At 63.6% G+C, this 14,909-nt stretch carries 11 protein-coding genes; 5 read left to right on the top strand and 6 right to left on the bottom strand.

The window, feature by feature from the left end:
• From VEK15_21585 to VEK15_21575, 3 genes are all read left to right on the top strand, one after another.
• On the top strand, positions 1–338 hold a 338-nt coding region (locus tag VEK15_21585; GenBank protein ID HXV63306.1), incomplete at its 5' end, for a hypothetical protein.
• Between the two features lie 279 nt (positions 339–617).
• A complete protein-coding gene (locus VEK15_21580) occupies positions 618–1,889 on the top strand; it encodes a replication-associated recombination protein A (protein HXV63305.1) in 1,272 nt (423 codons plus the stop codon).
• A 38-nt stretch (positions 1,890–1,927) separates the two neighbouring features.
• A complete protein-coding gene (locus VEK15_21575) occupies positions 1,928–3,577 on the top strand; it encodes an amidohydrolase (protein ID HXV63304.1) in 1,650 nt (549 codons plus the stop codon).
• Between the two features lie 65 nt (positions 3,578–3,642).
• On the opposite strand, the gene VEK15_21570 is transcribed toward VEK15_21575, so the two are convergent.
• From VEK15_21570 to dnaK, 6 genes are all read right to left on the bottom strand, one after another.
• The gene (locus tag VEK15_21570; protein HXV63303.1) at positions 3,643–4,590 is read right to left on the bottom strand and encodes a GNAT family N-acetyltransferase; all 948 of its coding nucleotides are present in this window, start codon (positions 4,588–4,590) and stop codon (positions 3,643–3,645) included.
• Between the two features lie 99 nt (positions 4,591–4,689).
• Positions 4,690–7,317, bottom strand: a complete 2,628-nt coding sequence (locus tag VEK15_21565; protein ID HXV63302.1) for an NACHT domain-containing protein — start codon at positions 7,315–7,317, stop codon at positions 4,690–4,692.
• A gap of 206 nt (positions 7,318–7,523) precedes the next feature.
• Entirely contained in the window at positions 7,524–8,285 is a 762-nt protein-coding gene (locus VEK15_21560; GenBank protein HXV63301.1) for an ATP-binding protein, read from the bottom strand.
• An 8-nt stretch (positions 8,286–8,293) separates the two neighbouring features.
• Positions 8,294–8,665, bottom strand: a complete 372-nt coding sequence (locus VEK15_21555; GenBank protein ID HXV63300.1) for a helix-turn-helix transcriptional regulator — start codon at positions 8,663–8,665, stop codon at positions 8,294–8,296.
• A gap of 86 nt (positions 8,666–8,751) precedes the next feature.
• On the bottom strand, positions 8,752–9,867 hold the full coding sequence (locus tag VEK15_21550) for a J domain-containing protein (protein ID HXV63299.1): 1,116 nt from the start codon (positions 9,865–9,867) through the stop codon (positions 8,752–8,754).
• Positions 9,868–9,873: 6 nt separating this feature from the next.
• Positions 9,874–11,766, bottom strand: coding sequence for a molecular chaperone DnaK (dnaK, locus tag VEK15_21545; GenBank protein ID HXV63298.1), 1,893 nt, complete (start codon positions 11,764–11,766; stop codon positions 9,874–9,876).
• A 393-nt stretch (positions 11,767–12,159) separates the two neighbouring features.
• Between dnaK and VEK15_21540 the strand changes: the two genes are divergently transcribed.
• A complete protein-coding gene (locus VEK15_21540; GenBank protein ID HXV63297.1) occupies positions 12,160–14,058 on the top strand; it encodes a FecR family protein in 1,899 nt (632 codons plus the stop codon).
• Between the two features lie 154 nt (positions 14,059–14,212).
• On the top strand, positions 14,213–14,909 hold a 697-nt coding region (locus tag VEK15_21535), incomplete at its 3' end, for a DUF4388 domain-containing protein (protein ID HXV63296.1).

Raw genomic sequence — 14,909 nt, 5'->3', positions numbered from 1 at the left:
ACCCCGGCCCCGATCCGCTCATACCGGTGACGCACGATGGCGGCTCGCGGCCTGTCTGGTCTCGGGACGGGCGGCGCCTCTTTTATCGAGCCGGCACCGACAACCGCACGAAGATGATGGTGGTCGAAGTCTCGACAGCGGGAGGCACGTTTCGAGTGGGCCCGGTGCACGAGCTGTTCGACCGGCGCTACCTGGGGACAGCGCCCATGCGTAGCTACGACGTCGCCCTGGACGGACGATTTCTCATGGCCCAAGAACGGGAGCCAAGGCCGCAGCCGGTAACGCGCCTGCACGTAGTGCTCAACTGGCACCAGGAGCTGAAGCGTCTCGTTCCGTAGCACCGTTTGCCTTCGCGCAGGGTGGGCTGAGTTCCATCACCCTTTTCGTGCTTATTGCCGTGGCGGGACCCGTGACCGATCGTGCCGCCACGGCTGGGGCTGCTTGCGGCGCGGCAAGCGCGCCGGGCTCGCTCCGCTCGCGCAGGGTGGGCTGAGTTTGCCATCACCCTGCTGGCCAAAACACCGCGTGCGAACTATCCTTCCCTCGTGGAACAAGCCGATCTGTTCGCGCCGTCCAGTCCGCGGGAGGACGACCGTCCCGCTCCGCTCGCCGAACGGATGCGACCGCGCGAGCTCGACGAGATCATCGGGCAAGACGACGTGATCGGAGCCGGCACGACCCTGCGTGCCGCCATCGAGAAAGACGAAGTCGGCTCGATCGTCCTCTGGGGCCCACCGGGCTCGGGCAAAACGACCCTGGCGCGCATCATCGCCCGCCGAACTCGGTCGCATTTCGTCCCCTTCAGCGCCGTCACCTCCGGCATCAAGGAGATCAAGGACGTGATGCGCGAGGCCGAGTCCCAGCGGCGCCTGTTCGGGCGGAGGACGCTGCTCTTCGTGGACGAGATCCATCGTTTCAACAAAGCCCAGCAAGATGCTTTCCTGCCGCACGTCGAATCGGGAAACGTATCCCTGATTGGCGCGACGACGGAGAATCCTTCTTTCGAGGTCACAGCGGCGCTGCTTTCTCGATGTCGCGTCGTCATTCTGAGGCAGCTCTCCCCCGAGGAGCTCGTGGTGCTGATGAGGCGCGCCCTTGCCGACGGGGAGCGTGGCCTCGCCGGTCGGCTCGTGGTCGAGAACGACGAGGCTCTTTCCTGGCTCGCTCACCGGGCAAACGGTGACGCCCGTTTCGTCCTGAACGTGCTGGAGGCGCTCTGCTCGCTCGCTCGGGACGAGAAGAGGCCCGTTGGCATCGCGGAGATGGAAAACGCGTTGCAGCGGAAAGCCCTTCTCTACGACAAGACGGGTGAAGAGCATTTCAACTTGATCTCCGCCCTCCACAAGTCGCTGCGGAGCTCGGACGTGAATGCGAGCCTCTACTGGCTCGCGAGAATGCTCGAGGCGGGTGAAGATCCACTCTACGTGGCTCGGCGACTCGTGCGCTTTGCCTCGGAGGACGTGGGACTCGCCGAGCCCGGTGCTCTGGCCGTGGCGGTGGCGGCGAAGGAGGCCTTTCATTTCATCGGACTGCCCGAAGGCAAACTGGCTCTCGCCCAGGCGGTCGTCTACCTCGCGCTCGCTCCCAAGTCGAACGCCCTGTATCTCGGCTATGGCAAAGCGGCCAAAGATGCGCTCGAAGACGCGACCGAGCCCGTACCTCTGCAGCTTCGCAACCCGGTGACCAAAGCCATGCGAGAGTGGGGATACGGCCGGGGCTACGAGCACGCCCACGACCACCCGACGAGGCTCACGGCGATGGAGTGTCTGCCCGAACGACTTCTCGGACGGGCCTACTACGAGCCGACGGAAGAAGGGTTCGAGAAGCGACTCAAGAGCCGAATCGAGGAGATCGGACGGCTCGGCCGGGCACTCGGCAAGAAGGACTGACGCCGAGGTGGCTCGGCGAAGAAGACGAGGCTAACGCGATGAAATATGCCCTTTTGTTTGCGGTCTTGAGCGGCTATCAACCCGAGCCGGCGGATACCGTCCTCGTCAACGGCCGGGTGGTGACTCTCGAGCCGAGGGGCGTCGTCGAGGCGATCGCCGTTCGAGGCGACCGGATCGTGGCCACGGGAACGAACGCCGAGGTAGATGCCTTCGCCGGGCCCCGAACGCGCCGCGTCGACCTCGGAGGCAAGACCGTGGCTCCCGGGTTCGCCGACAACCACTACCACGGCATCGGGGGTGGACCGGGCGTGGACCTGTCTCGTACCCGAAACCTTCAGGAAGTGATCGACGCCATTGCCCGCCGGGCGCGGGAAACGCCTCCGGGAGAGCTCGTGGTGACGAACAGTGACTGGCACGAGGGCCAGCTCAGAGAACAGCGCCTTCCGTTTCGAGACGATCTCGATCGAGCCACGTCGGAACATCCCGTGGTCGTAGTGCGCGGGGGCCACGAGGTCATCCTCAACAGCGCCGCGCTCTCGAAATGGAAAATCGACGAATCGACCCCATCTCCCGATGGAGGGCGGGTCGGCCGCTACCCGGACGGGCGTTTGAACGGTGAGCTCGTCGATAGCGCGAAGCGGCTCGCCGAGCTTCCCCGGAACGAGAGCTCTGATGCCGAGAGTCGACTCCGGGACATGGCGGCCGAGCTCCACCGGCTGAACGAAGCGGGATTGACGAGCGCACGCTTCGCCAGTGGGAGCCCCGAGCTCTATCGCGCCGTGGAGACATTGAAAGAGCGCGGTCTCCTTACGATCCGTGTCAGCATGCTCCTTCGAATCGATCCGGCGCAGGATCCGAACGAGCTCGAGACGACGCTTGACCGCTTCGGCCTTCGTCCCGACGAGGGGGACGATTGGCTTCGGGTTTCGGGCATCAAGCTGGGCGTGGATGGAGGCTTCGAGGGCGGCTGGATGAGAGAGCCCTACGAGGAGCCCTACGGAGGGGGTGGTGAATTCCGGGGCCTACAGACTTTTGCGACCGAGACCTACATCGAGATCGTGCGTCGTCTGAACCGCCGGGGGTGGCGGGTCGCCACCCACGCCGTCGGTGATGCCGCGATCGATCTCGTGCTCGACGCCTACGAACGGGCGAACGAGGACCAGAGCATCGTTGGCAGGCGTTTCACCATCGAGCACGGCTTCATTCCCCGCGAAGATCAGTTTCCCCGGATCAGGGCCCTGGGCGTTCACCTTTCGGCTCAACATCACCTCTACCTGGCGGCGCCGAGCCTGGAAAAGTACTGGGGTGGGTCACGCGCGAGATGGGTCACGCCGCTCCGGGCGTACCTCGACGCGGGAATCCCCGTTTCGCTCGGGACCGACTCCCCGGTCGCTCCCTATCACCCTCTTGGCGTTCTCTACCATTTCGTCACCCGTGACACCCTGAGCGCGGGTACGATGGGAGAGGACCAGCGCATCTCCCGTGAGGAGGCTCTGCGCGCGATGAGCCTGGGAAACGCGGCGCTCGATTTCTCCGAAGACGAACGGGGAAGCCTGGCGCCGGGCAAGCTTGCCGATCTCGTCGTCCTCTCCCGAGACATCCTCACGTGCGGAGCCCGGGAGATCCTCGGAACGGAGGTGAAGCTCACGATGGTCGGCGGGCGCTTCGTTTTCGAAGAGTCTCCGTGAGAGCGGTCGCGTGACGCGCGCCCGGTCGTCGATGCCTCCACCTCGACGACGGCGTGTTGGGCCCCTCAGACTTGGGGCGTGGAGGCTGGGGTGTTTCGGGAATCGGGAGCCGCAGGAGTGGGGCCGGAGTGCGCGGCGGCCTCACGTCGGCCAGCATCCGGCAAAGCCGTGGGGAGCGCCCGAAGGCCGCTCCCGGCTCCGTTTCGGGCAGCGGAGAGCGCGCCACGAGGTCTTCCCGGGGGTCGGGCGGAGATGGTTCGAGCAACGGCAAAGGCCGTCACGGGAGCGGAGTGCGGCGCGGTTCGCTCCGAGCGGGCTGGCGCTCGGGGTCCGATCCGTTTCCAGCCCACGTGCTCCTTTCCCTTGAGCTGCTTGAGCATGGATCGGAAATTGGGATCCTGCAACGGATAGGGTATTCGATAGAGTCGTCGGTACAAGGCGTACAAGATGCGACTCACCTGCTGCACCGTAAGCTCGGCAAAGCCCTCGGCCACCGGCTCGACGTACAAGACCAGGGGGACAGGGTTCTTGTGGTCTTCCAGCGGCGGTTGGTAGTAGTCGATATCGAGCGCGCAGGCACCGGTCGCGAGCAGTCGGTGAAGCCAGGGGCTTTCTTCCTGAATCTCACCCAGCACCGCCACCAGGTCGTCGTAACCCGCGTCCCGGGCGTCCCCGCGAAGTGACTCCACGAGTCGTTTGCGGACGGCGGTTCCGACCCCACGACCCTCTTCCCCCGAATCCACTGCCAGGTAGTCGATGAAGCCAACGTTCTCGACCGCCATGTAGGTACAGCATCCGAACCCCACGACCTTTTCTCCACGGCTGGCCACGAAGTAGTGAAAATTGAAGGGTCGAGCGAGGCCGAGTCGCGCCTCGGTCAGGTGTTCGAGGAAATACCGCTTGGGCATCTGTTCGTCCTTGGGAAATACCCGACGGTACAGGGCGTAGGAGGCATGAAACAGGGGTGAGCGGACGCTTTCTATCTCCTCGATGCGAAAATATTCCTCAGCCATAATTGCACGACCTTGAGAGCCGGGTCCGGGGGGGATCTGCTCGACGGGGACACTAATATGCCACAGGCCTCGGGGGTAAGGCAAGCGGCTCGGCCGCGTTCAACTGGCGGTGATACGGGCGAGTGCGTCGGCGGCGGTGCGCGCCACCAGGGGATCCCGGTCGGCCGAAGCCGATTCCAGAACGGCCTCGCTTCTTCGGGAGTGGAGGTTACCGAGCGCCGCAATCGCCAGGGGTCTGGTGGCACCGCCCTCGCGCCGGGCAATCGCTTCCAGCCAATGAACGGCGAAGGCGTCGGCTCGAGCTTCGAGACTGGTGACGGCGATGCGCTGCTCGAGCTCGGAACGCGACGCCAGGCCACGCTCGACCGCCGCCCGCAGGGCCAGGTCGAGGGAAGCCGAAGCCCGGGTCTCGCGAAAGCAGATCGATGCCAGGACGAGATCGCGCTCGAGCAAATGCTCGACCAGCTGAGGTCCGTCCGGCCGCAGCCCACACAAAAACGGCATCACGCCATGGAACGGTCCGCGGCTCTTGTTGACGATCTGTCCGTCCGGAGCGCCATCGTGCCAGTCTGCCGGCGGTACGAGCTCGGATAATGACTCGACCGAGACCGACCGTAGCGAGTAGGCGGTCAAGAACTCCTGAAACGCGAGGTTGGGAAAACTGAAGGCTCTCGGACCGCGCAGCAGTCGGGTCTTCTCGACCGCGGTGAGGACGTCTTCCAGCCCGTTCACGCCTCGGAGACATCCCGTCCGTCGCTCCGCCTCGAGGTGCTCCGTCGTCAGCGAGATGCGATTTTCCCGGCTCATGAGGTACGCGAGTCGAGGCAAGAGTCCCTCGGAGATCTCCTTGCCCATCGAGGCGCCCGCGATTCTGAAAAAAGTGAGAAAGATCTCCGTCGCCGTTGGGGGAATCGGAGTCCCCTCACGCTCGATCCTCCGGGCGAAAGCGAGTAGCTGCGGGTTGCCCGCGTCGGCACCGAGCTGCGTCTCGAGCCGGGAGTAGATCCGCATCCCCACTTCTGAGCGAATGGCACCGTCGACACCTAGAAAATCGAGTGCCTCCCCTGCTGACAAGGGGCGGAGCTCGGCGCGATTGGAGATATCCAGTGGGACGGACGGCACGGTTCTCGATGCGGCGACGAAACGATTCAGCGGGTACTGCCGGATGAAACGGTTCAAAGCCTGGGCGAAGCGCGCGGCTCCGGTCTCGCTCAAGCCGTCGATGGAATCGAGCAAGAAGAGGAATCGACCTTCCTCGAGATCGCTCTCGAACAAAGTCGGATCGACTCCGTCGGCAAGAATCGGAAGGAGGTTCTCTCCGTCGGCGAGGTCGGGAACAGCCAGGTAGAGGGGCAGGGGCGACTTGGACTCGTAAGAGAGCACCGGCTGCGCCGCTTCGTAGAAGAGGCGATAGAGCGCCATCGTCTTCCCCGTGCCCGCCGCGCCAACGATCCACAGGCTGTGAAAGCGACGCGACAGCTCCGCGACCTTTTGCGGTTGGGCGATGAGCTCGGGCGCTTGGAGATAGCTCGCGAGCGATTCCTGACGCGGTGTCCATTGAATCGACTGGGGAAAGTACCTCTCCGGTTTGGGCCAGAACCGGTCGAGCGTTTCGCGAAGCTTTCGCCGGTAACGACCCTCGGACATCTGATAGACGTCCGGTGCACTTCCCCGCGCCGAGTTGTACAGGGCGCAGGCATCCCTGCGTGCCAGAAAAAGCGCCGGCGCGATCCACTCTCCCTCCGAGGGTGCCTGGGACATCGCCGCGCTCCGTGCCTCGGCGATTGCCGCGTCCAGCGGAATCGACCGGGCGACCGCTCGATAAAACGCCATGGTGTGGTGAAACAGGAGCTCGGCGGGCATCGACCGTCGGTGGGCCACGAGCGCCGGAACTCGGCTCAGGAGCGCCTCGGCCAGTGCTGGCCCGGCGGCGCCCACGCTTTCTTCTCCGCTCCAAACGACGAGACAAGGGGCCTTGCGAGCGAGTAGACGACCGAGCATGGAGGCATCGACCGAGTGATCACCCAGCGCCAGGCTGGCTCCGGTACCGTCCCATTCGGCTTTCCCGATCCAGTGAAGCACGTCGAAGTCCCTCGCCAGCAGGGCTTCGAGCCCAGACGGATCGAGCGGAGGACCATCGAACGTGCTTCCCGCCTCGAAGACGGTGATCGAAGCCTCGGACTCGAGCTCGGCAAGAGCGCTCCGGACGGTCAGCGCCTCTCCCGCAAGCCTCGAGCCGGCCTCCGCCTCGGCGACGACGAGAACGCGAAGGGGAGGTCGCAAGGGCACGAGCGGAGGCTCGCTCTCGGCGGGCGCCACGTAGCGAACGAGAGCCACATCGTCCCAGGCGCTGGCGAACACACCGTTCTTGGTGTCGTACAGACATTCCCAGGGAAGGCGGGCCACGATACTCGGCTCGATCGCGAGCGTTATCCGAAGCCGTGCCCCGGAGCTCCGGACCTGATCCAGCAGGTGGATGTAGAGCCTGAGGATGTCTCCCTGGAACAAGCTGTCGAATAATCGGGCCCCCACGTAGTGGAGCTCGCGCGCGTTCAGCTCGCCGAGATGGTCCGCATACTGCACGAACCAGCGGTCGTCGAACGGAAGGTAGATCCGTGTGCGGGGAGTCGATCGGCCAAACTCCTCCAGGGCCCTTGCCGAGAACAGCCCCGGGGTCTCGTCGGCCCAGAGCGACACGAACATATCCCGGTAATCGTCGGATACCATGACGTTTTTCGGTAGGCGCCCCGCGCGCCGCCCCCACACCCCCGCTGCGCTCGTCCGGAACCTACCTCCGGATATGAATCGAGAATGAGCCCTTCTCATAACCCAACGAAGGGCCAGTGTCAAGGTTTCAAGGCGTTCCAGTGCAGAAACGGGGATAGGGCAGATCCGTAGGAGATAGGGGGGATATTTTCCCGCCGGTGGAGGCGCTAGCCGGTGAAGTTCGCTTGGAGGGTGCTCTGTCGATAGTCGTCACCGGTGATCCGGACGTCGCGACACATTTCGTACAAGCGGGAGCGCAGTCTCACGGTGACGCGGTCGGCCAAGGTTTCATGCGCCCTCGCCCCGATGACCGTCGGTCCCGCGGCACTGGGCTTGTCGGCAAAATTCGTGGTGATGATGGTGAGGCGCCGCTCGTTGTACCGTTGATTCAAGATGTACGAAAGCGTATCGAACACCCACAATGTGGAGCTCTCGCCACCGAGATCATCGAGCACGAGGGGCTCGGCCTCGAGGATCGGACGCAAAACCTGTTTTTCGGTCACCGGCGTCTCGGGGTGATACGAGCTCTTGATCTCTCGAAGCAGCGAGCGATAGTCGGCAAAGAGCGCCTGGGCAGAGATGCCCCGCTCGACGAGGATCCGCCTGAGAATCGCGACCCCGAGATGGGTCTTCCCTACTCCCGGCGGACCGCTCAGGAGCAAGCCGGCCTCGACGTCAGGGAAGGCTTCCGCCCAATTCTCCGCGACGCGTTTGGCCTGCTCCAGGCTCGTCTTCAGGCAATCGAAGGGCCGGCCGCCGCTACGGCCGTCGAAGGCGCACTCCCGATACCGGCCGGGAACGCCGCACCGGATCATCGCCGACTCTCGCGGGCCACCCGAGCGGCAATCGCAGCGCACCACGATGTCGATGCCGTCGCGGACGACCCTCTTGAAAGTCGTTCCCTCGCACTCCGGACAGGATTCCGCCAAGAACGTTCCTATTCCTCGTCGAGACCTTTGTCTCTCCTAACCAGCTGACGCGGAGGCAATCGCACGAGCGCGCTCTCGACCCGATCTTTCCATCCCTCCTCCTGCTTCGCCATCTCCCGCTGGACGTAATCGATGAAATCACTGACCTCGTTCTGCATCCGCTCCATCTTCTCGCGCATATTGAGAATGATCTCGACCCCGGCAAGGTTCACTCCGAGATCCCGCGTCAGGTTCAGGATCGTCTCGAGCTGCTTCAAATCCTCGTCCGAATAGAGCCGCGTGTTCCCTTCGGTGCGCGATGGACTCAGGAGCCCCTCTCTCTCATAGAGCCTGAGCGTTTGCGGATGGATCTCGTAGGTCTCGGCCACCGCGCTGATCATATAGTAGCCTCTCCCCTTTCCCCGATTCCGGGGCCCCTCGTGGGCCGATCCGGCGCGCGCTTCGCCTCGTCTCGCTCGCCCTCGAGTCATCGAGACGCCTCCTCGGCCTCGCGGCGAATCTCCTCGCGCGGATCCATCGGATTCAGGCGATCGAGCTCGCGCAATAGCTCACGGGAGCGGTCATCGTAAACGGTGGGAGTGACGACTTGAACGGTCACGAACAGATCTCCTCGCTTCGACCCCAGACGTGACGGCGCACCCCGCTCGGAAAGCCGAAGCTTCTGACCCGATTGGACTCCCGCGGGAATCCGGAGCTTGACCGATCCCTCGGGGGTGGGCACGTCGACCCGAGCACCGAGCGCCGCCTCGGTGAAGGTGATGCGGACCGTGGAGTAGAGATTGTCGCCTTTCCTGGCAAAAACGGGATGAGCCGCGACCTGAACATGCACGTAGAGATCGCCGTTGCGGCCCGTTCCGCGTCCCTCGTGTCCCTTGCCGGGAATCACGACGCGGTCGCCGTCGTTTACCCCCTTGGGGATTTCGATGTCGATCCTTTCCTCGCGAATCGCTCGGCCGGCGCCCTGGCAGTCGGGACAGGTCTCTTTCGAAAGGATGCCCGTGCCGCCGCATTCCGCACATGGACGGGCGAAGAGCATGAAGCCGTGGGCATGGGTCGCCCGGCCCCGCCCGGCGCACACCGGGCAGGGACGCGGGACCGAGGACGGTATCTCCTGGAAGCCATCGCAGGTCGCGCAGGTAATCGAACGCGCCAGCCTGAAGCTGGTCGGAAACCCGTGAAGGGATTCCTCGAACGAGATACCCACCTTGTGGTGGATGTCTTCACCCCTTTCCCGCTCGGTCCGCGCCCGGCGGCCGGGCTGCCGAAAGAGCTCGGGAAAAATCTGACTCGAACGATTTTGCTCACGACTGAAGTCGAAGCCTTCGAAGCCGTAGCGCGGTGGCTCGGCGTCTTCTACCGCGGTCGGTCGCTGGCCGTGAGAATCATAGCGCTCGCGCTGACTCGGATCGGTTAGAACTCGAAACGCCTCGTAGATTCGCTCATAGCGCACTCGAGCCACGTTGTCCCCCGGGTTCAGATCGGGATGGAACCTCCTCGCTAGCTTCTGGAACGCACGCCGGACCGCCGTCGTGGAAGCGTTGGGAGTAATCCCCAGGAGCGCGTAGTAATCGTTCCGATCCATCGGCTCCTACTTCTTTTCCTCCGAGTCCACGATCTCCGCGTCGATCACGTCCTCGTCCGAAGCGGCACTGGCCTCCGAGCCGCCTGCCTTGTCCTCGGGTGTCGCTTGCTGGTACATGAACTCCGCCAGTCGGTAGCTCGCTTTCTGGAGCACCTCGCGAGCGTTCCGGACCGCCTGGATGTCGCCCTCCCTCAAAGCCTTCTTAGCTTCTTCGATGGACGTCTCGATCTGTTTCGCGTCCTCTGCCGGAATCTTGTCGCGGTTGTCGCCGAGAAGCTGCTCCGTCCGGTAGATGAGATTGTCGGTCTGGTTCTTCTCTTCGACCTCCTCGCGCCTTTTCTTGTCCTCTTCGACGTGAAGCTCGGCCGTTTTTCTCATCTGGTCGATCTCTTGCTCGGACAGCCCGCTCGAGGCGGTGATGGTGATCGCCTGGTGCTTGCCCGTGGCCATGTCCTTGGCGGAAACGTTGAGAATGCCGTTGGCATCGATGTCGAAGGTGACCTCGACTTGGGGGACGTTCCGCGGTGCGGGGGGAATCCCCACGAGGTGGAACCGGCCGAGGGTCCGATTGTCACCCGCCATCGCTCGCTCGCCCTGAAGAACGTGGACTTCCACTTGAGTCTGGTTGTCCGCGGCGGTCGAGAAGATCTCGCTCTTCTTGTGGGGGATGGTCGTGTTCCGCTCGATGATGCGGGTGAAGACTCCACCCAGGGTCTCGATGCCGAGCGAAAGCGGCGTTACGTCGAGGAGGAGAAGGTCCTTGACTTCGCCCCCGAGCACGCCGGCCTGCACCGCCGCGCCCAGCGCAACGACCTCGTCGGGGTTTACCCCCTTGTGGGGCTCCTTTCCGAAAAACTCCTTGACCATCTGCTGCACTTTGGGAATACGGGTCGAGCCGCCGACGAGCACCACCTCGTCGATGGCCGCGGCGCCGAGCCCGGCGTCTTGAAGGGCCTGCTTGCAGGGTGGCATCGTTCGCTTGAGGATGTCGTCGACGAGCTGCTCGAGCTTCGAGCGCGTCAATTTCAGCGACATGTGCTTCGGGCCGCTCGAATCGGCGGTGATGAAGGGCAAATTGATTTCGGTTTCGACCGTCGAAGAGAGCTCGATTTTGGCCTTCTCCGCCGCCTCCTTGAGCCTCTGCAGCGCCATGCGGTCCGAGGACAGGTCGATCCCATCGGACTTCTTGAACTCGCCGATGATCCAGTCGATGATGCGCTGGTCGATGTTGTCTCCCCCGAGATGGGTATCGCCATTGGTCGATTTCACCTCGACCACCCCTTCACCGACCTCGAGGATCGAGATGTCGAATGTGCCCCCACCGAAATCGAAGACCGCTATCTTTTCGTCTTTTTTCTTGTCCAGCCCGTAGGCGAGTGCCGCCGCGGTGGGCTCGTTGACGAGCCGCAGCACCTCGAGTCCGGCAATCTCTCCGGCATCCTTCGTCGCCTGGCGCTGGCTGTCGTTGAAGTATGCGGGAACGGTGATGACCGCCTTTTCGACCTTGGCGCCAAGGTAGTCCTCGGCGGCCTGTTTCAGCTTCTGGAGGACCATCGCGGAGATCTCCGGAGGCGAGTACTTTCGCCCCTTGATGTCCACCCTCGCATCCCCGTTCTCGGCTTTCACGACCTTGTAGGGGACCATTTTCATTTCCTCGTCGACCTCGTCGAATCGTCGACCCATGAATCGCTTGATCGAGAAGACGGTATTCTCGGGGTTGGTGATTGCTTGGCGTTTCGCCACTTGACCCACCAACCGCTCGTTGCCTTTCGCGAACGCGACCACGGACGGCGTCGTCCGGCCTCCCTCCGGGTTCGTGATGACGGCGGGGTTGCCACCCTCCATGACGGCAACGACGGAATTGGTCGTCCCCAGATCGATCCCGATGATCTTGCTCATTATCCTATTTTCCTCCGAGTGCCTGATAGCAGCTCAATCAACCAATAGAGTATGATTTGAGCCTTAATTTGTCAAGTTTGTTCCGTTCTCCACAGAGGACACGCCTGACCGCCTCAGACCACCCAGTGAGCTGTCCCTCGCTTGCCGGAGAGACCGGCAATTGATTCACTGCGCACAGGTTAGGCAGCTTGTGTCTCTGGACTCAACATGGTATAGAGGTTGCAACTGTTGGCACTAGGCCGACGTTCTTGGCCTTTGGCGTGGGGCGGCCCGGGCAACCCCTCACTGCCCGGTGGCCGACCGGCGCCTTGGCGAAGGAGAATGCGAGCTCCACGACGTGATGAGGCTTGCGTCCTGGTGAGCGCGCCATGAGATGAGCCAGGGGAGGTCCGGATGAACGCAACGATGGTCAGCTCTTCCTTTTTCGTCACCGCGATGGCGGCTCTCTCCATACCCGCTGCCGCTCAGGAATCCTACTCGTACCCCTACGGCCATCTCAATTACGTCGAGGGCACGGTCACGGTGCAACGCGCGTCCAAGCCCGAGCCCGAGGCCGGAGCGGTGAACGTTCCGATTCTCCCCGGCGACCGCCTGTGGACTGAAGGAGGCTCTCGCGCCGAGGTCGTGTTTGCCGACGGCACCGTGCTTCGGCTCGGGGAGCTCACGAAGCTCGACCTCGAAGAGCTCGACAAGGAGCTTCTCGTACGACTCTGGAGTGGAAGCTTGATCGTGAAGCTCGAGGAGCCTCGGGCGAGCGTGCGCGTCGATGCCCCGGCAGCGAGCGTATACCCGAGTGCCCCGGGCACCTATCGCCTGGACGTCGAAGCCGAACACCTTTCACTGAGCGTCTCGAGTGGATCCGCAGAGCTGGCGTCGAGCGTCGGCTCGGTGCTAATAGGGGCGGGCGAGCAAAGCGAGATCACGCGCGGGCTGTCGCCAAGTACACCCCAGGCGTTCAATACCGCGAGGTTGGACGAGCTCGGCGAATGGAGCGAATCACGCGATCGACGGGTCTCGCGCACGCAAGATGTGATTGTGAGAAGCCTGCCGCACGAAGTCCATCACTACGCAGACGATCTCGAGGAGCACGGATCCTGGCAGTACGAGAACGACTATGGCTACGTCTGGTATCCACAGGTCGGCGCGTCATGGGCGCCCTACCGCGACGGATGGTGGCATTACACCGGCCTCGGGTACACCTGGATCGCCTACGAGCCCTGGGGCTGGGCGCCTTATCACTACGGACGGTGGGGTCATGGGCACCGGGGGTGGTACTGGATCCCGGGCTCCTACTGGAGTCCCGCATGGGTGTCCTTCGCCTTCGGTCCTGCCTGGATCGGATGGAGCCCGCTTGGATTCCACAACCGCGCGGTGTTCGGATTCGATTCGGTATTCCACCACGGCCGGCATTTTCGCGGAGGCAAACGATTTGCTCACGGCTTCGACGATTGTGCCGGTTGGAGCTTCGTCGAAAAAGGGCATTTTGGACGACGCGCGGGTAGAGACCAGTTGGGCGCCGATGTGGTTGCACCCTCGGCGCACCGGGCGCGGGTCTTCGATTCCGGCGCGGTGTTGAGGCGCGATCTGACTCCGATGGCGTCCGGCTCCGTCCGAAGAGGAGCCATCGAGGCCCGAACCGTGTCGCGGCAAGGCGTGGCACGGCGCCTAACGAGCCGAGTCGAATCGAGCCCGAGATTGTCGCTCACCGACCGTTCTGCGCTCCGCTCCGGCGGCGCACGGGAGCGTACGGTTTGGCAGAACGGCGATCTCACGAGACCGACGACCGACGGGCGCGACCGGAGAGCGCAAACCGGAACGGCGGAGTCGAGCCGCGGGCGGTCATCCGTATCGAACGGCGTTCTTTCTCGGGGCAACACTCTACGAAGCTCTCGCCCGCGAGGATTCGAGAGCGGCATGGACGCTTCTCCGCGCGAACGAGGCCGTGCGGGCACCACCTTCAGCTCGCCTCGCGGAAGCGAATCGGCCCGGCCCAGCAGATTGAGATCCGATTCGAGTCGCCGGAACGGCTCGTCGACGAGCCAACCTTCTCGCTCTTCGGTCGGCGAGCGGACCCGTGAGCGGTTCGGACGAGCGCCATCCTCGTCGGCGCGACCCGCTCGCCCCTCATCCGGCCGTCCCATGGTCGGGGCTCCACGATCGTCGGGGACGAGAGGCCAGGGCGCGACCGCGACGTCGTCGTCAGGCCGCGGCCGTTCTTCCGGTGTCCAGCGCGGCGGGGCAAGAGGATCTTCCCGCGGCCCTTCCGGAACGCGCGGGAACCGATCGAATTAATCCCATCACCCCCTAGAAGACAATCCGTGCGTGCGCGCACATCTTCCGATGCCCTTAGCATCATGTTTATTCCCATCTCTTGTTGTTTTCGTCCAGATCATGGAAAATAGGCTCTCACAGGCAAAACCCTAGACCACAGGCGGAACGATAGGCAATGGCTACGTCCAACGTGGAGCGAAGCGCACCGTCCAGCATCGACTGGGTCGGCTCCCTCTCGAGCGTCCCGCTCGCCGAGGTCTTCCGAAAAATCGCTTTCGAGGAAGCCAGCGGGGATCTCCAGGTGCATCTCGGCACGGCGATCAAGACGATCTACTTCCAGAAGGGCTTCGTCGTATTCGCTGCCAGCGACCAGAAACGAGATCGTCTCGGCGAAAGCCTCATCGAGGCGGGACGCATCTCCCGCCACGAGTTCGCGCTCGCGAGCATGCTCATGAAGAGCAGCAAGAAGAAGTTTGGCGAGGCCCTTGTACAGGCCGGGGTGATGTCCGAGGAGGAGCTGGGGCGGCAGGTCGCGATGCAGGTCAATCGCATCGTGCTCTCGCTCTTCAAAGCAAAAGAGGGCGTCTATAGCTTCGACGAGCGCGGGACCGTCATCCCCGTCGATCTCATGGTGAGTCTATCGATCTATCGAATCCTGCTCGAGGGCATTCGCTACATGTGCGACGGGAAGCTCATCCTTTCGGGGCTTCCGCCGCTCGACACCGTCGTGCGCGTCGCCGAAAGACCGCCGTTCACCCTCGATGGACGCAAGCTGAAACCCGTCGAGGAATCTATCTTGAAGACGGCAGGCCAGGGCTCACCGCTTGCCGAGCTGATCCGGACCGTGGATTCCGACCGAGGCGTCGCGCTTC

The sequence above is a fragment of the Vicinamibacteria bacterium genome (assembly GCA_035620555.1).
In the GTDB taxonomy this organism is placed as follows: Bacteria; Acidobacteriota; Vicinamibacteria; order Marinacidobacterales; family SMYC01; genus DASPGQ01.
Note: the sequence above shows the minus strand (reverse complement) of the source record. Positions and strands in the feature narration are given on the sequence as shown.

Bases quoted from the DNA above. Each gene is read 5' to 3' on its own strand.
- VEK15_21580 (HXV63305.1), top strand. From the start codon at position 618: ATGCGACCGCGCGAGCTCGACGAGATCATCGGGCAAGACGACGTGATC.
- VEK15_21575 (HXV63304.1), top strand. From the start codon at position 1,928: ATGAAATATGCCCTTTTGTTTGCGGTCTTGAGCGGCTATCAACCCGAG.
- VEK15_21570 (HXV63303.1), bottom strand. From the start codon at position 4,590: ATGGCTGAGGAATATTTTCGCATCGAGGAGATAGAAAGCGTCCGCTCA.
- VEK15_21565 (HXV63302.1), bottom strand. From the start codon at position 7,317: ATGGTATCCGACGATTACCGGGATATGTTCGTGTCGCTCTGGGCCGAC.
- VEK15_21555 (HXV63300.1), bottom strand. From the start codon at position 8,665: ATGATCAGCGCGGTGGCCGAGACCTACGAGATCCATCCGCAAACGCTC.
- VEK15_21550 (HXV63299.1), bottom strand. From the start codon at position 9,867: ATGGATCGGAACGATTACTACGCGCTCCTGGGGATTACTCCCAACGCT.
- dnaK (HXV63298.1), bottom strand. From the start codon at position 11,766: ATGAGCAAGATCATCGGGATCGATCTGGGGACGACCAATTCCGTCGTT.
- VEK15_21540 (HXV63297.1), top strand. From the start codon at position 12,160: ATGAACGCAACGATGGTCAGCTCTTCCTTTTTCGTCACCGCGATGGCG.